Origin of the sequence: Psychrobacter sp. HII-4 (assembly GCF_904846595.1) — a bacterium.
In the GTDB taxonomy this organism is placed as follows: Bacteria; Pseudomonadota; Gammaproteobacteria; order Pseudomonadales; family Moraxellaceae; genus Psychrobacter; species Psychrobacter celer.
Map to the genome: position 1 here is coordinate 24,185 of NZ_CAJHBJ010000022.1, position 19,241 is coordinate 43,425.

Genomic DNA, 19,241 nt, shown 5'->3' on the forward strand with positions numbered 1-19,241 from the left:
TGTTAGTGATGGACGAGTATTCAAAAGTTGTGTGGGCTGAAGGAACTTATCTTTCACCGCAGCATTTCCAGCAAAATGATAGATACACTGAGCGTAATATCCACAATATTGTGAGCTTTGCACAAGCGCATTATTATGGAGTATCGGAGTTAGTCATCAATGAATCGTTACTCAAACAAGGCGTGATAGGTCTGTCTAAACTGGAGGTGGTTTTTGAGGATGGTACTATCTTTATACCTACGCCGTTTGAAACTAGCCTTTTAAAATGTAGTATATCCGCAAAAACAGCCGAGACTAAGTTATATCTAGTTATTGCTAGAGGCTCAGCAAACGCTAAGGAAATATCATATGAGTCAGATGATATAAAAAACACCCGTTATAGTGCTTTTGAGAAATCTTTAGTGGATACCGCCGATACTAATTCAGAGCCAAGGGTAGTGACTTTAGCCAGATTGAACGCACGCCTAATGTTAGAAGATGACATTCATTCCAGTCTCGTTAAAATTCCTATAGCTACTGTTTCAAGTAATGAAAATTCCGAAATTGTTATTCAAAAAGGCTATATCCCACCAACGTTAGTTGCTCAAAAAAACGATAAACTTTATAGCTATATAAATGAGATTTATGGTCTTCTTGCACAGAAAAGTAAAAGTTTAGCCAATGCAGTGAATGACCCCAATCGAGGCGGGTCACTCGAGATTACAGATTTTCTGATGCTACAGACAGTCAATAGAGATCTGGCTTATATGCTACACCAAAAACAGATGACCAATCACACACATCCAGAAACACTTTTTGTAAATTTATCTAAACTGTGCAGTGATTTGATGACTTTTTTGCCCACTCGTAAAATGGGTGATATGCCAGTTTATGACCATAAAAATCTAAGAGAGTGCTATCAACACTTAGTATCAAATCTAAGAATTAGCTTATCTACAGTCTTAGAGCAAAGAGTGATAAGGATAGATTTAAGCAAAAAAGACAGTGCAACTTACGTAGCTCAAACACCGAATGCTCAGATTCTTGAAGTTGCTGACTTCGTGCTAGCTGTAAAAGCAGATATGCCGAACGAAACTTTAAGAAATAACCTACCAAGTACCATGAAAATTAGTACTGTAGAGCAAATCAAAGAGCTAGTTGCTTATCACTTGCCTGGCGTGAAACTTAATGCTCTATCAGTAGCACCTAGAGAGCTACCTTATCACAATGGTTATGTTTACTTTGAGCTAGATAAAGACACAGAGTTATGGGAGCGTTTCGATGACTCGTCTGGTATGGCGTTCCATATTGCAGGCGACTTCCCAAATATTGATTTAGAGTTTTGGGCAATTAAACCTAACATAAAATAGACTTCATGCCGAATAGACGGAAAAAAAATGAAAAGTGACTCAAGATCAAACCTGCAGTTTTCAGATATTTATAATCCAATAATTTCAGCGGCAAAGCCTGTGTTTGTGTTATCTAATGCAATGAGAAACTCCACAACACAGCTTTCAACCGAGAAGGTGTTATTTAGATTTACTAAGATGATTGAGGATTTCGAGGCGGAAGCTGAACAAGAAGGTGCGCCATATGAGATGGTAAAAGCAGCTCAATACTGTCTATGCACGTTTGTTGATGAGTCCGCCGTCAGATCTGGTTGGTCAGATGAAGAGTGGTCACAAAGAAGCTTATTAGTATCTTTCTTTGATGAAACATGGGGCGGAGAGCGATTTTTTGAAATCTTAGAAAAAGCAAAGTTGGATGTTGACAAGAACTTATATCTGATTGAATTCATCTATCTGTGTTTGCAGTTCGGTTATAAGGGTAAGTATCAGATAGCAAATAACGGCGAGACTATTTTAGAGCAAGAAAAAAGCAAACTCATTGAGTTGATCAAATCAAAAAGACCAGAAACTTTTAGTTTGCTTTTTCATGAGAGCATTAGTAGCAAGCAGGACGAAGAGGTTAAGCGGCGTTGGCATATACCATTATGGGTAATCGGTGTTTTAGCCAGTCTTATTGTTGCCTTTTTTTATATTCTTTTGAGATTTTTCCTTGGCTCTACGATGGATGATACCAGTGCCAAAATTAATAATTTATCTTTGCCTAAAAATGCTCAATATACAGTTGTTGGACGTGATACCACTCAAACTAAACCACTAACCCCAGCTTTACAAAGCGAAATCAGTCGAGACTTAGTCGAGGTTAATGATTTCGCCGATCGTAGCGTTATTACTATCTTGGGCGATGGGTTGTTTGAGTCTGGATCAGAAAATGTTCAAAATCAATTTTTTCCTGTATTAGCAACCATTGGACAAGCACTACAAGGCATTAACGGTCAAGTAGTAGTAACTGGATACACCGATGACACGCCTATACAAAGCATCACTTTCCCTTCTAATTGGCACCTATCTCAAGCACGTGCAGATGCTGTAAAGGACATTTTGACGGACTATATTGAGAATAAAAATAGAATTCGATCAGAGGGCCGAGGCTCTACCAACCCTGTCGTTGCTAATGACACGGCCGAAAATAAAGCGAAAAATAGACGCGTTGAAATAACAGTTTATAGCTTGGGTAACAATCTCCCAGTTGAGCCTTAAACATCTAAACCCAGAATAATAATGACTGATTTTATTATTAAATTATTTGAGATATCACAAGAAGGTTCTATAAGATGAGAAGGTTATTATCTTTTACAAGTTCAAAAGTTTTTTGGGTGTTTTTAGGACTACTTGGAATATCTTTATTGATTTGGTTCTTTGGCGGTATTGTAGCTATTGGTAGCTACAAACCTCTTGAAAGTAAAGTCGTAAGAGCAATTATTATTCTGTTCATATTTTTAGTCTGGTTAATCAATAGTTTCTTGAAACAATATTTACAGGCGAGAAGAAATAGAGAGTTGGTTGAAGACATTAAAACATCACAACAACCTATATTAAAGCATGTCAACAAAGACAGTGCTCTTAGTCGTCAGTTTGAGGAAATAGATTCTGTACTAAAAAGTGCAAAATTTTCAAACTCTGATGGTTTTATAAAAAATAAGTTCTTTACAGGTCAGTATTTATATCAAATGCCTTGGTATGTGGTATTAGGGGCCGCTGGAACCGGTAAAACAACAGCATTAAGAGAGTCTGGTTTAAACTTTCCTTTAGAAAGTTCCTTCGGTGCTTCTATCAGTGGTCTGGCCGGTACTAAAGATTGTGATTGGTTTTTGTCAGATGAGGCTGTGTTGTTAGATACAGCTGGTAGGCTGTCACTGCAAGATAATAATGAAGAAGACTCGTACGACTGGCTTGAGTTTATGGGTCTGTTAAAAAAATATAGACCAAGACAGCCTATTAATGGTGTAGTTGTCACTATCGGTTTAGACGATATTCTAAACGCTGAGACCGATTTTAAAAATATTACCCGAGAGCTACGTAAACGAATTCAAGAAATGAGAGCTAAGCTGGGCATCAACTTTCCAGTCTACTTAGTGATTACTAAGCTAGACATCTTGAAGGGCTTTGAAGACTTTTTTAATGCACTCGATGAGGATCAAAGAAAAAAATATTTAGGGTTTACGATACCTGCTAATGATGCAGAGGAAGACAATGGAGCGGCTACTATTGGCTTTGTTGCAAAAAAACTTGAGAGTATCAGAGATAATATAGAATCTTCTTATCTTAGAGTAATAGATGATGCTACTAATCAAAACGAAAAAGACGCGATCTTTACATTTTCGAATGAGTTTTCGATACTCAATGAAAGACTGGTTCTATTGTTTAGAGAGTTGTATAAATCTTCTAAATTTGAAGACTCGATACAGTGGCGGGGCATATTTTTTACCAGTGCTTACCAAGATGGTGAGAGTGTGGATCCCGTATTTAATACTATCAGAAGCAACTTTGAACTTACTCCTAAATATGTAAAAGAAAATCAGTCAGGTTCACAGTTTACCAAAAGTTATTTTATCCATGATCTCTTTACTGAGGTTATATTTAATGACGCTAACCTCGCCAGCAATAACAAGGTGTGGTCTACCAAGAATAAAATATTGAAATGGATAGGTGTTGGTACAGTAGCAGCTACCGGACTATTAGTATCTGCGCTTATATTTAATAGTTTTTTAACAAACAGTCAGTATCTAAAAGATGTCAACGAAAAGACCATTAAGCTAGATAAAGAGCTGAAGGGCACTACAGAAACTAAAGATTTACTACAAGCGGTAGAGATGGCTGACAAGATTAGAATGCTGTCAAAAACTTCACCTTTTACAATGATTGAGTCACCCGCACTCAAGCACAGGATGGGACTTTATCAAGGTTACGCGGTAGATGAAATCTCGCAGGCTGCTTATAAACGAGCGCTAAGTGAAAGTGTAATGCCGCTAATATCCTATAAAATCGATGAGCTATTAAGACAAAGCCCAGAGGATTCTTCGATAGATAATTATAATGCTCTTAAAGCTTATTTAATGCTATACGACGATACTAAATTTGATGCAGAGTTTATGTTGTCTTGGCTGATGCGCAATTTTGAAAAAGATTCTTCTATTAAGAATGCCGAACAAAAAAAGAAAATTGAAGAATCACTACAATATATTCTTCAAGAAGAAGGACTGACGCCAAGTCTTCCACTTGATACTGAGCTGGTTGATCAAAGAAGGCAGTTTATCGCCCAAAATGATATTTCAATTATGATTTTGAATGATAGTTTTACTGAGATATCTAGAGGTAATAATAAAGTAGCACAAGTCTCTTTTGATACTATGGGAGGTAAGCAGAGTAGATTAGTGTTTACTAGAGCGAGTGGCAAACCGTTAACTGAAACGATTAACCCTATTTATACTAAGCAGGCTTACATTGAATTTGTCCTCCCTGAACTTTTGAAATCAACTGCCAAGCTGTATGAAGAAGAAGAATGGGTATTAGGGAACTATGCGTCTCTTAAATCGAGTGAAAAAGATACTTTGAAAGAAGCGAAAAGTGCTTATTTTAAAAGATACATCAACGTATGGAATAGATATCTCTCTGATATAAGACTGAAACAGCCTAGAAATCTAAAAGAAGCTAGAGATATTGCTAAGATTCTTTCTAATACTTCAGATTCGCCATTGCAGAACATGATTGAAGGAATAAGCGAAAATACTACTTTAGACATTAGCAAACAGATACAAGGTAGTGATGATAATGGAACTGTCAAAGATACTATAGATAGACTTGTGTCTAGAGCCGGTTTCGGTAATCTGCAAAACAAGGCTAGCTACGTCAAAGATAATTATATTGACAATCTCAAGTTCACTACTCCTGTAGATGAAGAGTTCTCAGAGTTCAATGTATTGACTGAAAAACAAGGGTCTGAAGCAGCTGCAATTAATGAAGTAATTATCTCTATTAAGGATCTTTATGAATTCTTAGATATACTTGATGTCGCAATAGAAAAAGGAGTGGATCTTCCTTCAAACGATTCGCTATTTGGTTATAGAGCTGAAATAAACAGGTTGCCGTCACCTTTTCGTCAGATGTTTGATCAATTCTCAGTTTTTATTCTTAATCAAAGCTTGGATGAGATGAATGATCGTTTGCTACAGGCAGATATTGATGCAAAAAGGCAATTGGAAGAGCAACGACAGAGAGAAGATGACTTAAGAAAGGAGGCAGAAGATAAAGCAGAAGCTTTGCGTCAAGAGGAACAAGAGCGAAGAGAGGCTTTAGATGAAGAGCAAAAAAAAAAGCAGCAAATAGAAGCTTTCAATATCATGAAGCGTGAACTAGCTCCCATCACTGCTGTTTGTAAAAGGGCCACTCAAGCAAATTATCCTTTTAACAAAGACTCAAGCGATGAGGTAGTGCTGACTAACTTCAAAAAACTATTTGGACATAAAGGACTATACCAGTCCTTTATGAACCTTGACCCACAAATCGCTAGTGATATGCAAGTCTATAGTTTTGATGAGCTGGTGCGTGCAAACTCAAAATTTAGATCTGAGTTTGGAGATGTTCGTAAAGTTGAACAGATGAGCAGTCCTTATTTTCAAAAAGATGCTGGCCAGTTAGGATTCGACTTTGAGGTTAAGGTGATTAACGTCGATCCAGAAATTGAGAAGCTGATTTTCAACTACGGTGGTAAATCTTATTCCTATAGTCATGGACCTTTAGAAAACTTTGAAGCAGTATGGCCAAAAGCTACATCAGGAAAGGTTGGGTTCTCAGCTTACATCAATGAAAAAAGAGTAGACGACATTGAGATGAAAGGTTCATGGGCGTTATTGAGACTGGTGGAAAGTGGAAAAATGCTTATTAACAATCGAAATAGAAGTGTCGTCAGGTACTCTCTTAACAATAAGGATATCGTTATTGAGTTTAGTGCCAGCACTGGCAATAACCCTTTTTATCTGGCTGATTTACGTCGGTTCTCATGTGCTTGAATATGTAATTTTATTCAGTAGACATTAATGAGTATAAGAGAATAGATGATGTGTAACATTGAACGAATCCATTACTTTGGCAAACTACGTAGAAGACGAGAATTTATTAAAGCTGCTGGTCTAACTCGGGATTATTATTATGATTGGGAGGTTTGGTTCAATAAATGCTCTAATACTAACACCTTGCTGTCTTTTTTGAATACTACAAGTAAAACCAAACCCGTATGGCTATTTGTTGTGAGTGAAGGTGATACTTTAAAGATCGGTTTGACTACTTTGAGTTCTGATATGTCAGAGCGTAAATATCCTTTTTTTGTATATGTTGATACTGAAAAAACGCAATTAAACGACTTAGAAAAAATTTCTACTTTTATTCTATCTATGGCTGGTAAGTATGAAGGGTTTGTAAATATAGTCGCTAATGGCGATCTTAAGATTGAGGAAACACACTATTTCAGCTCTTATTCTCAAGAATATGAAGGAATGGACCAACTAAAAGTAGTCATAGACGATATTGCTTTGGAGGTTTTAGAAAGAGGGTTTGATCCTATTATGTGTTCTTATTGGGTTAATCTGGAAAAATTTATCACTATTACTCACCAAGGCTATTTGACTTGCACGCTCTACAATAAAATATATGGCTAAATTATGACTAAAATTTTTTCAGACTTTATTGACCCTATTTCAGTGGCGCAACCAACTGGTATAGACATTGAATATGATACCCGTTTTATCGATATACAGACTTTGGTTGAAGGTAAGCCTGAGCAACAATATGGCGATGTTATCATAGAAGCCGAAGAGCCTGACTGGAGCACAATTGAAAAGCTTTGTCGTCAGATTTTATCTGAATCAAAGGATATCAGAGTTTTCTGTTTCTATGCACAAGCACTTACAGCCAACCATGGTGTTATCGGTTTTAAAAAAGGTTGTGAGATAATTCATACCAATATAGAGAAGTACTGGGATGAGTTGTATCCAAAATTAGTTGATGAGGACAATGAGTTTGATGCTTTTTATAGATCAGGATCTATAAGCTTATTAATTGATAAGAGCGGCATCATCCAACAGTTGAACAAGTCTAACATTATATATTCTGCCAGCAAGAAGGGCTATTTTACTCTCAAGTCTGTAGTGTCGATTTTGATAAATAATGATGATGACTCTTATCCTGGGGGAAGAGAGAAGTTGATAGAGGATATCAAAGTTGCCTATCAAAACGATCAAGAAGAGCTGGTAGCGCTGAAAGATGCTTTGGGTCTAATAAATAATATCGAATTTATTTTTGATGAAAAAATTGAAGATTCCCATTTGGATTTCTCCGCCATAAAACAGCCTATCGAAGTAATTGCCAGATTAATAGTCAGATCGTCTAATGTTGTAGAAGAAGTAGAAGAAAACGCCTCTCTTTATGAGGATGTTTCAACTGCTGTAGATAATGTAGCAAATAAATCAGTAATGAGCATCCAGAAATTAGACGATATCAGTATAAAAGATAGAAACGATGTAAAAGTAGTACTGGAAAAACTAAACTTGTACTTTAGACTGAAAGAACCAAGCCATCCTGCTCCTCTTTTTATAGAAAGATTACAAAAGCTCATGGATATGAGTTTTTATGAGATGTTAAAAAATATAAGTCCAAATAGTCTGAATGATTTAGATGTGATCATTGGCAAAGACGATGAGGACTAAAACAGTAAGAACTGTTAATTAATATTTTATTTTTTGAATATATTCAAAAGCTATTTTTAAAATTACTAATGTCATTCGTAAATTAAATATATACATAATGTAACTACAAATTTTAATAATGGATTTAAGTATTTTAATAGACTATAGTATGGTAATTAAGTTTACTGTCATTATAAGTATTAGTAACCAATATTCACTATTATCTAAATTTTTTGAGAGTTACTCTTTATTAGTCAGTAATTAAAATGCAATTTAACAAGGACGCATAAATGTCTAACGATAATCCCAATAGAAAATATTCATCAAGCCAAAAGTTTGTGGGACGTAACCGAGCTCCTCGTGTTCAAATTGAATATGATGTTGAGTTATACGGCTCAGAGTCGACAGTCGAACTACCTTTTATCATGGGCGTTATGGCTGATCTTGTAGGTAAATCACAAGTACCCGTTCCTGACTTATCTGAAAGAAAGTTTTTAGAAGTTGATATAGACAATTTCGATGACAGAATGAAAGCTCTAAAACCAAGAGCTGCCTTTCAGGTTGAAAATACCTTAACGGGAGAGGGAAACCTAAATGTCGAGTTAGAGTTCGAAAGTATGGATGATTTCTCACCGACCGCAGTGGCGAATAAAGTTGAGCCTTTGAGAGAGCTGTTGCAAGCTCGAACTGAGCTATCAAATTTACTATCGTATATGGATGGTAAGTCAGGCGCTGAAGAGTTAATTTCTAAAGTGCTAGCAGACAGTGAGTTGTTAAATGCACTGGCTAGTAGTAACAAGGCTTCTACAAAAAATAGTATTGATGAGTAAATGATTTAAAAATTATAGGGTTAGAGACTACTATTATGAATAAAGTCCAAGAGTTAAATGAAATAAATGCCAACCCTGAGCTTTTACAAGAAAAAAAGACTGGGTTTACAGACTTATTGCAAAAGGAGTTTAGACCTAAAACTGAAGATGCAAAAAGTGCCGTGCAACATGCAGTAACGACATTGGCTCAACAAGCATTAAAAAATACAGTCGTCGTTTCAGATGATGCTTACCAAACGATTGAATATATTATTGCTGAGATAGATCGAAAGTTATCAGAGCAAATAAACCAAATTATTCATCATCAAGAGTTTCAAAAGTTGGAAGGCGCATGGCGAGGTCTTAATCATTTGGTTACTAATACAGAAACCGATGACTTGCTAAAAATAAAGGTCTTACCGATTTCAAAAAAAGAAGTCGCTCGCGATATTAAGCGCTACAAAGGGGTAGCTTGGGATCAGAGTCCTTTATTCAAAAGAATATATGAAGAAGAATACGGTCAGTTCGGTGGTGAACCATTTGGTTGTATGGTAGGTGATTATTATTTTGATCATTCACCGCAGGATGTTGAGCTATTAAATGGCATGAAAAAAATTGCGGCGGCATCTCATTGCCCCTTCATCGCAGGTGCTTCCCCTGATGTTATGCAAATGGAAACTTGGCAGGAGCTTGCAAATCCAAGAGATTTGAGCAAGATTTTCCAAAACACTGAGTACGCTAGTTGGCGTAGCTTAAGAGAGTCAGAAGACTCTCGTTATATTGGTCTAGCATTACCTAAGTTTTTATCAAGGTTGCCTTATAGCGCAGCCTCGAATCCAGTTGATGAGTTTGATTTTGAAGAGAGTACGGATGGATCTAACCACGATAATTACACGTGGTCAAACGCAGCTTACGCTATGGCTGTCAATATCAATCGTTCTTTTAAACAGTACGGTTGGTGTACCTCTATCAGAGGTGTAGAGTCGGGCGGTATAGTAGAGAACTTGCCAACACATACTTTTCCCACTGATGATGGCGGCGTGGACATGAAATGTCCTACGGAGATTGCTATCAGTGATCGCCGAGAGTCTGAATTGGCAAACTTAGGGTTTATGCCTTTAGTGCATAGAAAGAACACTGACTTAGCTGCATTCATAGGAGCGCAGTCACTCAACAAGCCGGCTGACTATTATGATGCTGATGCCTCAGCAAACGCTAAATTAGCAGCACGTCTGCCTTACTTGTTTGCTTGTTGCCGATTTGCCCACTATTTGAAATGTATTGTTAGAGACAAAGTGGGTTCGTTCAAAGAGCGTGATGATATGGAAAGGTGGCTCAATGAGTGGATTATGAACTATGTGGATGGAGACCCTACTAACTCTACTCAAGAGACAAAAGCAAGAAAGCCATTAGCATCGGCAGAGGTCGTTGTTGAAGAGATTGAAGGTAGTCCTGGCTATTATACCTCGAAGTTCTTTTTAAGACCTCATTATCAACTAGAAGGATTAACGGTTTCTTTACGCTTAGTATCTAAACTGCCTTCAGCAAGGGATGAATAAAGACGTCTGTCTTTTTATTTATCATTATTTAATTTAATTTAGGAGAGTAGTATGGCTTTAGATATGTTTATGCGTATTGAAGGTGTAAGCGGTGAATCTAAGGATTCTAACCATAAAAACTGGACGGATATCCGCAGCTTTAGCTGGGGGGCTGAGCAGCCAGGTTCTATGAGCTCTGGCGGTGGCGGTGGCGCAGGCAAAGTAAACTTTGATGATCTAACAGTCGTTGCAGCCATTGATAAAGCAGCACCAACAGTACTAAAGAACTGTTCAGTGGGTCAGCATTTGGGCAAGGTTGAAATATCTGTCTGCAAAGCAGGTGGCAACCAAGTTGAGTATTCTCGCACTACTTTAGAAGATGTTTTGATTACTGCTGTTAAATTCATTGGCGCTCAAGAAAATGAGTCACTAATGATGGAGTACTCATTCCAAGCAGCAAAAGTTAAAAATCAGTACTGGGAACAGAATGATAAAGGTTCTAAAGGTGCTGAAGTGCAAATGGCGTTTGATGTCAAAGAGAATCGTTCTGCTTAATTTGCTTGATTATTATTTGTAATATTAAGATCTAACTTAAAAGTTTGAGTTGGATCTTTTTTTTAGAGATTTGCAATATATTTATATCAAAATCATCAGACAAGTAAATCATAAAACTTATGTAGATTATCAATGAAGAATGAAATTGGTTTAGTCCCTTGTTTATTGGATAGGCTAACAGATACAGATCCTAGAAGCAGCTATGATACTAAATACCATAGAGGTATTAGTATATCTGAGTATCGTGAGACGATATTAAGAGATATTCTATTTTTATTGAATACGACTTGCTTGCATAGTGAGCAGCTCGAGATCTTATTACCCATTCACGTTAAGCGCTCCACTATGAACTATGGTATCCCTGCATTTTCAGGGATAAATATCTCAGATATTGACTGGTCTGGTGTACAAAATTTGATTTTAGAGTCATTAATAAACTTTGAACCCAGACTTGTAGAAAACGGTTTAAAGGTTTTAGTGCATATCGAAAATGACATGCATGCCAATCACAATCAATTATTGATAGAAATCAAAGGCATGATCAAGCTTAACCCATATCCCAAAGAGTTTTGGTTAAGAACAACTATAGACGTTGAAACTGGATTTTTCTCGTTAGTGGACGGCAGTATAGATGAATAATAAAATTGTGTCTTATTACAACAAAGAATTAAGATTTCTTAGAGAGATGGGGCAGGAGTTTGCTAAGCAATATCCTAAGATAGCCTCTCGTCTCAAACTGAGTGACAACGAGATTCCAGATCCTTATATTGAGCGACTCCTAGAAGGAGTCGCTTACCTTACTGCAAGAACTCAGCTAAAAATAGACGCTGAATACCCACGTTTTGTTCAACGCATTTTAGAAGTGGTTTATCCACAGTTTTTGTATCCTACGCCAGCGTCCACTATTATAAAGTTTGATACCTCAAAGCATTATAGTGTCAATGTTTTGAACACATTGAAACGCGGTCAGCTGCTTGAGTCTTTGCCTATTGACATAGATGCCAATATGCTGAGCTGCCATTTTTCTTTGACTCAAAATACGGCGTTGACTCCGATTGAGCTTGAGGCATCACATTATACCAACTCACTGAACTATCTCCCAGATTTGAAAAGTGTAAAAACTGGTAAGAGCTTATCAGCACTCAGATTGGATTTTTCCATCAGATCGGCCACTAAATGCTCTGAATTAACACCCGAAGATTTAGTGCTTTATCTAGGCTCAGAGCTACCCGTCGCCTCTCAGTTATTAAACCTGTTGATGAACGCTTGTAATAATGTCGTGTGCCATAGTTTTGAAGATGCGCGCAGATGGAATTATGTTATAGATGACCATCCTAAGCATAAAGGGTTTGCTAAAGACGAAGCGTTAGTATTTGATTTAAATAAATCTATTTCATCTTTAAGATTGATACAAGAGTATATTCAGCTACCAGAGAAGTTCTTATTTGTCAGTCAGCAAGGAATCAATCAAGCCATAAAAAAAGCAGAGATCAATGGTGATTTTGCTCTTTCTGCATTACAGACTGAGGACGTTATAGTCGAAAACGGCGTAAACAAGAGAGTGGTAGGCCATGAGAAGCGCAGGTTTAGTGTCTCGTTTTTATTCGACAGCTATATACCTGAATTGACGCAATTGCTAAAAGAGCAGGATATTACTATCAATACAGCACCGATAGTCAACCTTTTCAAAAAGAAATCTGTACGTTTTCCTGTCACTATGCAGAACACAGATCATCACGTCATCGTCGATCGTGTACATCCTCTGGATTTTGAGGTGCACAGCATAGAGCGAGTCAAAGGATTTGACAAGTTTAATAATCAACAAGTGAATTTTACCCCCATCTATAAAGCCACTGATCAAGAGGTGTTTCTCAATAATCGTCACAATAATGCCTTTTTTTCAATGAGAAGAGAAAAGAGAGCACAGTCAAGCTCGGCGAATTTGTATGGTGGTCGGACGTCTTATCTTGGCAGTGAAGTGTATTTATCGATGATGAGTGAAGGTCAGTCTGTTTTTAGCTTTAATATTGATCATTTGGCCGTAGAGGCGTGGTGTACCAATCGTGATTTACCATTGATTCTTACCAGATCTGTGGAGTCGGATTTTTTGGTTGATGCTGCACTGCCTGTAGGTGCTGCACATATCATCTCAGGAGTCACTAAGCCCGTTGAAGCAGTAAGCGAGGATCATACGCTTTGGTCGCTACTCAATCAGCTTAATCTTAGTTATATCTCATTAACAGATTACGCTGATAAAGACAGTACATTGCTATTAAAAGAGCTGCTTTTAGCGTTCCCCCATGAAAATAATGAATTTTATAAGTCTGAGATCAACAGCATTACGCAGCTTAAAGTTACGCCAATGACAAAAGTAGTTCGGCACAAAGGCGCAGGAAGTCTAATAAAAGGAATAGCCGTTCAACTAACTTTTGATGAAAGTTTGTTGGCAGGCGTGCATCCTTTCTTATTTGCTTCTATTTTAAGGCATTATTTCTCTCGTATTATTTCTATCAATTCATTTGTTGAAATGACCGTATTGACGGTACAAAAAGGTCAGATTATTAAATGGAAAGACATAAAGGGTGAGAAGTCTTTACTATGAGTGACAACAAGATCAATGACTATGTGCTATCAAGCGGGCATAAGGGATTGCCAGACGGCCTAAATACATTAGATGATGAGTTTGATCTTGCAGAGATTACTAGCCATCTTCATAAATATAGCTTTTTTTCAATCTTGAGGCATTTGGAGGGTAGTCAAGATACCTCTGTACCCTTAATCGGTGAAACGAGCAGTCCTACGCAAGACCTATTTAGGTTGTATCAAAACCCATCGATGTCTTTTATATATAAGAATATCGATAGCATCTCACTTAAAAGTAATAAGTTCCAAATTGCTATCAATGAAATAGGGTTATTAGGAGCCAATTCACCACTGCCATCGCATTTGATTGAGTTTATTTTTCAAAGAAAACATCAGTATGGTGATGGTGCATGGGCGGACTTCGTTAATATGCTACAGCATAGAGTGCTAACGATGTTTTATCGTAGCTGGATGAATGCTCAAAGTGTCCTATCACTTGAAAACAAGGGTGCTAATAAATTCAGTAGGTATATAGCCAGTTTAGCAGGCTTTGCGGTTTTCGATGAACAACGACCTCACCAATATGTCGAACACTTCTCAAAATTATATTTTGCAGGGTACAGTCTGCAAAGAAACCGCTCTACTGATAGTTTCCAAGATCTATTATCACAGTACTTTTCTTTACCGATTCATATTGAAGAAAATATTGGCCAGTGGTTTGAGCTGCCCAAAGAGGAGCAGACGTGTTTGGGCGTAAAGGGACAGTACAATCTTGGTGATGGCTTGATCGTCGGCAGCAAAATCTATGATGTGCAAACTAAGTTTCGCATAATCATTGGACCTTTGGAGCTGGATGAGTTTGAGTCTTTTTTTAAAGGAAGTCTCAACTCAAAACGAATGATAGAGTGGGTGCGTTTTTACGTAGGCGAAGAATATGATTGGGATGTACAGCTTGTATTGGCAAAACCAGATATACCACAGCTGGTTTTAGGAGGACGTAATAAGCTTGGTCTTACTACTTGGCTTGGCGCTATTGATACAGATGAAGACGGCCTAATACTAAACTATCAACGCTAAACCATCGATATTAAGTATGAATGTAACGCTAGTACCGCGTGCTTAAACACCGACTATAAAGCAATCTGCCTTTTAACATAATAATTAAACAATTTAATGGAGTAATCATGTCTAATATTAGCCGAAGTGTACTATTTGCCAAGTTGAATGACTCTCTTTATAAGTCTTTAGAGAGTGCTTTTACCTATTGTCGTCTGAGAGAGAACAGCTATGTGGAGCTAGTGCATTGGTTACATGTTCTAGTACAGACACCTGATAACGATCTCGATTGTATTAATCGCTACTTTGAGATAAATAGTAATAATTTGAAAAAGGATATTCTTGCTGCAGTTGAGAGTCTACCGACGGGTGCTAGTAATGTTGCTGATTTCTCAAGACATGTAGAGGAGGCAGTAGAACAAAGCTGGACCTATACTTCGTTATTGTTTGATAGCCAAAAGATACGTAGTGCTTACCTGCTTTATACGTTACTAAAAAGCTCAGAGCTGTCTAATATTCTATTTAGAATATCAAGCCAATTTAAGAAGATTAACGCCGATAAACTGGTCGATGATTTTGATACTATATTTGAATCTTCTTCTGAAAACGTCCAACAAGAGTCGCCAGTGTCATCAAACGCGAATGTAGAGGATTCAGAAAAAACGGCTTTGGCAAAATATGGTAGCAATCTGACCGAAATGGCGGCCGCTGGCAAGATTGATCCTATCGTGGGCCGTGATAATGAGATACGACAAATCATAGATATCCTGATGCGCCGCCGCCAAAACAACCCTATCTTGACTGGAGAGGCCGGCGTTGGTAAAACAGCAGTCGTTGAAGCGTTGGCGCTCAAACTTGCCTCAGGTGACGTGCCGCCAAGTCTGAAAAACGTTGAGCTTATCTTACTTGATATTGGTGCTTTAAAAGCAGGTGCTAGCGTCAGTGGGGAGTTTGAAACGCGTCTGCGCGCAGTTATGGAGGAAGTAGAATCAAGTCCAACGCCTATCGTACTTTTTATTGATGAAATACATACTTTGATAGGTGCTGGCGGTTCTGCTGGTACTGGTGATGCTGCCAATCTGCTAAAGCCTGCGCTGGCTCGCGGTCAGCTAAGAACCATAGGGGCAACCACATGGGCAGAATACAAAAAGTACTTTGAAAAAGATCCTGCTTTGACACGACGCTTTCAGGTCATCAACGTTGATGAGCCAGAAGAAGATGAGGCGATTGAGATGCTAAGAGCATTAGTACCTTCACTGGAATCACATCATAATGTGATCATCCTTGATGAAGCCATAGTCTCAAGCGTGCAGCTGTCCCATCGCTATATTCCTGCACGTAAGCTGCCAGATAAAGGCATTGGCTTAGTGGATACTGCCTGCGCGAGAGTATCATTAAGTCAGCACTCAACGCCAAGTCGAATTGAGTATCTCAATAGAAAAATTATTGCTTTAGAAACACAAAAGCATAATATGGAGCGTGAAATGAAGCTTGATTATGATCAGCAAGACAAACTGAGTGAGATTGACAGCGACATCGCTGATTTAGAAGCTCAATTAGTCGAGCTTGAGAATAAATGGCAGGAAGAGTCTCGTCTGGTTCATGCGCTAATTGATGTTCGTCAACAAATTTTGCAGTATGTAACAGACGAAGATGTTTCAGATGTTGAGGATCAGGACGCTACAACAGAAGGCAGTCATACGCAAGTTACTGATGCTACAGTTGATAGTCATAATGAAACAGCGCTCAATGATGAGACAGATAGCAATGGTGCTATTGCCGCAGACAATGCCCATAATGACGATGACACTAATCATCTACCAAATATAAGCGATACCAGTAGTGATATCGAGGGCCTACTTGAGACACAAAAAAATATCATTGAGCAGCTGAAACAGCAACAAAATGATGATCCGCTAGTATTGCCATTGGTAGATTCCAGAGCAGTGGCTAATGTGGTCTCAGACTGGACAGGCATACCAGTAGGTAAAATGATGAAAGATGAGCTACAGGCCATTCTGGCGCTTAGCTCAACGCTGAGTCAGCGTGTCATCGACCAAGATCATGGTATGGAGGCCATTGCTAGAAGAGTACAAACCTCAAGAGCGAGTCTTGATGATCCCAATAAGCCTATCGGTGTCTTTATGCTGGCGGGCCCATCAGGGGTTGGTAAGACAGAAACTGCCTTGGCGTTAGCCGATTCATTATATGGTGGTGAGCATAACGTCATTACGATCAATATGAGTGAATACCAAGAAGCACATACTGTATCAACCCTAAAGGGCGCACCTCCAGGCTATGTTGGGTACGGAGAAGGCGGTGTGTTAACGGAGGCCGTCAGACGTAAGCCTTATAGTGTGGTATTACTTGATGAGGTAGAAAAAGCCCATCCTGATGTCCATGAGATATTCTTTCAAGTATTTGATAAAGGATGGATGGAAGATGGAGAAGGGCGACATATTGATTTTAAAAACACCATCATTATTTTGACCACCAATGTCGGTACAGAGCTCATCATGAATCGTTGCCATAACAACGATGAAGTCATCGATATAGAAACGCTACAAAAAGAGCTAAGAGCACCTATGCTGCAAGTATTCCCAGCCGCATTGTTGGGTAGGATTCAGGTTATTCCTTATTATCCACTGAACGACGCGGCATTGAATAAGATCGTAGACTTGCAGCTTAAGCGTATCGTCAAGCGCATCAAAGACAATCATGGTATTACACTGAGCTACTCTGATGATATTTTGGCCCTGATATCTGATCGATGTAGCGAAGTTGAGTCTGGCGGTCGCATGATTGATGCCATCTTGACCAATACTATCTTACCTAAAATCAGCAAAGACCTACTGACTTACATTATCGACAATAAAACCATCGATTCTATTCATCTAAGCACCGACGAAGATGATATAATCTACCGATATTTGTAGAGTATAATGAGCAAGTCAGCACTATCTACCCATCATAAGTGTTGACGTCGTGCTTCTAGCCAGACATATATTTATCAACTAACCTCTAAAAAGGCTCTCTTCATGCGCACCATTGCCATCCACACCCCCTTTGGCCGTGAGCTGTCCTTTGTCGAACTCAATGGATTTGAAGGGCTCAGCATGCTCTATGAGTATCGCCTAACCCTCACCAGCAAAAACCCCAATCTCGCTGCCACCGACATCATCGGCCAAACCATCGCCGTCACCATAGACACCAAGAGCGGTGAGCGCGTACTAAATGGCCTAGTTACCGACTTTGGCTACCTCAGTGAAGATGAAGACGAGCAAAGCTACCATCTCTACACCTGCATCATGCGTCCAAACATGTGGTATCTCACCCAGCGTTATGACAGCCGAGTCTTTGTTGACAAAGACATACTTGAGATCACCCGCACCATCCTAGACGAATTTGGCTTCCCCTACGAGATACAGTGCCAGAACCACTACCGTAAATACGGACACAGCACCCAATACCAAGAAACCAGCTTTGCCTACCTAAACCGTTTGTTTGAACAAGAAGGGCTCTACTACTACTTTGCCCATACCGACGGCAATCATACCCTCATCATCGTTGATGACAACAGCGCCCATCCTCCCATTCAGGGTCAACCCTTCATTCCTTACCACTCAGCCGTCACCCCAGGCACCCCTGATCAGAACTACATCGACGAATGGCAGCAAACCGACCGCCTCGCCACCAAGACCGTCAACGTCAACGACCACAACTACCAAACCGCCAACCGTAAGCTCAGCTACCAAGGCGAAACCCATGGCTTAGGGGGTATCAATACCGAACACTACGACTTCTATACCAACTTCAGTAGCAAAGAGGATGCCCCGCACTACCAACAAGTCCGCGCCCAAGACTACAACGCCCAAAGCAAACGCATTAGTGCTGCTGGTAACGTCCTCACCATCGCCCCCGGTCACACCTTTGCCTTGACCCGTCACCCGCATGACGCCGCCAACACCGAACACCTCATTATCTATGCCGAGTACGAACTCAAAGAGGCCGGTTATGCCAGTGGCACCGAACAATCGCACTACCGTATCCGCTTTAGTGCCATCCCCCTCACTTACCAGTACCGTGCCCCTAGAGTTACTCCCAAGCCGCAAATCATCGGCACCCAAGGCGCCACCGTCACCGGCCCTGCAGGAGAAGAAGTACACACCAACGATTATGGCGACATCAAAGTCCAGTTCCACTGGGACCGATACGGCCCCAAGAACCAGCTGAGCTCAGACTGGATACGGGTCGCACAAGGCTCCGCAGGGGGTAGCTTTGGTTCCATCAATACCCCGCGTATCGGTGAAGAAGTGCTTATTGACTTTATCAACGGCGACTCTGATCGTCCCATCGTCATCGGCCGTCTCTACAACAGTGCCAATCCACCACCATGGGGCTACCCGCAGGCGGCCAAGAAATCTGGTATCAAGTCTAAAAGCTTTAACTCGCCCCTTGAGAACTACAATGAGCTCATGTTCAATGATGATGCCGGCTTTGAGCTGGTGAACTTGCAGGCGCAGCGTGATTTAAACTCACTGGTGAAGAACGATGAGACTCGCAGAGTCAACCGTGACCGTACCACCACCATTGATAAAGATGAGACCGTGACGGTACATGGCAAGCGTACTGAAA

Annotated in this window: 13 protein-coding genes; all 13 read left to right on the top strand. The window is 39.4% G+C overall.

Annotated elements, in window-relative coordinates:
• The first annotated feature begins 8 nt into the window (after positions 1-8).
• Positions 9-1,349 (top strand): type VI secretion system baseplate subunit TssK, encoded by a 1,341-nt coding sequence (tssK, locus tag JMX98_RS10105; RefSeq protein ID WP_201586307.1) that lies wholly within the window; start codon positions 9-11, stop codon positions 1,347-1,349.
• A 27-nt stretch (positions 1,350-1,376) separates the two neighbouring features.
• A complete protein-coding gene (tssL, locus tag JMX98_RS10110) occupies positions 1,377-2,585 on the top strand; it encodes a type VI secretion system protein TssL, long form (protein ID WP_201586308.1) in 1,209 nt (402 codons plus the stop codon).
• A gap of 74 nt (positions 2,586-2,659) precedes the next feature.
• Positions 2,660-6,394 (top strand): type VI secretion system membrane subunit TssM, encoded by a 3,735-nt coding sequence (tssM, locus tag JMX98_RS10115; protein ID WP_201586311.1) that lies wholly within the window; start codon positions 2,660-2,662, stop codon positions 6,392-6,394.
• 45 nt (positions 6,395-6,439) lie between these two features.
• Positions 6,440-7,039, top strand: a complete 600-nt coding sequence (locus tag JMX98_RS10120) for a TagF domain-containing protein (protein ID WP_201586313.1) — start codon at positions 6,440-6,442, stop codon at positions 7,037-7,039.
• 3 nt (positions 7,040-7,042) lie between these two features.
• On the top strand, positions 7,043-8,086 hold the full coding sequence (gene tssA / locus JMX98_RS10125; RefSeq protein WP_201586315.1) for a type VI secretion system protein TssA: 1,044 nt from the start codon (positions 7,043-7,045) through the stop codon (positions 8,084-8,086).
• Positions 8,087-8,355: 269 nt separating this feature from the next.
• The gene (gene tssB / locus JMX98_RS10130; RefSeq protein WP_201586317.1) at positions 8,356-8,895 is read left to right on the top strand and encodes a type VI secretion system contractile sheath small subunit; all 540 of its coding nucleotides are present in this window, start codon (positions 8,356-8,358) and stop codon (positions 8,893-8,895) included.
• A 35-nt stretch (positions 8,896-8,930) separates the two neighbouring features.
• Positions 8,931-10,433 (top strand): type VI secretion system contractile sheath large subunit, encoded by a 1,503-nt coding sequence (tssC, locus tag JMX98_RS10135; protein WP_201586320.1) that lies wholly within the window; start codon positions 8,931-8,933, stop codon positions 10,431-10,433.
• Positions 10,434-10,484: 51 nt separating this feature from the next.
• Complete coding sequence (locus JMX98_RS10140; protein ID WP_201586322.1) at positions 10,485-10,967, top strand: Hcp family type VI secretion system effector; 483 nt, start codon at positions 10,485-10,487, stop codon at positions 10,965-10,967.
• A gap of 132 nt (positions 10,968-11,099) precedes the next feature.
• Positions 11,100-11,606, top strand: a complete 507-nt coding sequence (tssE, locus tag JMX98_RS10145; RefSeq protein WP_201586323.1) for a type VI secretion system baseplate subunit TssE — start codon at positions 11,100-11,102, stop codon at positions 11,604-11,606.
• Entirely contained in the window at positions 11,599-13,569 is a 1,971-nt protein-coding gene (gene tssF / locus JMX98_RS10150; RefSeq protein ID WP_201586324.1) for a type VI secretion system baseplate subunit TssF, read from the top strand. The genes tssE and tssF overlap by 8 nt, the downstream gene beginning before the upstream one ends.
• Positions 13,566-14,627: a type VI secretion system baseplate subunit TssG gene (gene tssG / locus JMX98_RS10155; RefSeq protein WP_201586325.1), complete on the top strand. Its 1,062-nt coding sequence runs from the start codon at positions 13,566-13,568 to the stop codon at positions 14,625-14,627. The genes tssF and tssG overlap by 4 nt, the downstream gene beginning before the upstream one ends.
• Before the next feature lie 107 nt (positions 14,628-14,734).
• Positions 14,735-17,542 carry a type VI secretion system ATPase TssH gene (tssH, locus tag JMX98_RS10160; protein WP_201586326.1) on the top strand — a complete coding sequence of 936 codons (2,808 nt, stop codon included), beginning with the start codon at positions 14,735-14,737 and terminating at the stop codon, positions 17,540-17,542.
• Between the two features lie 102 nt (positions 17,543-17,644).
• A partial coding sequence (locus JMX98_RS10165) for a type VI secretion system Vgr family protein (protein ID WP_201586327.1) occupies positions 17,645-19,241 on the top strand: 1,597 nt, incomplete at its 3' end.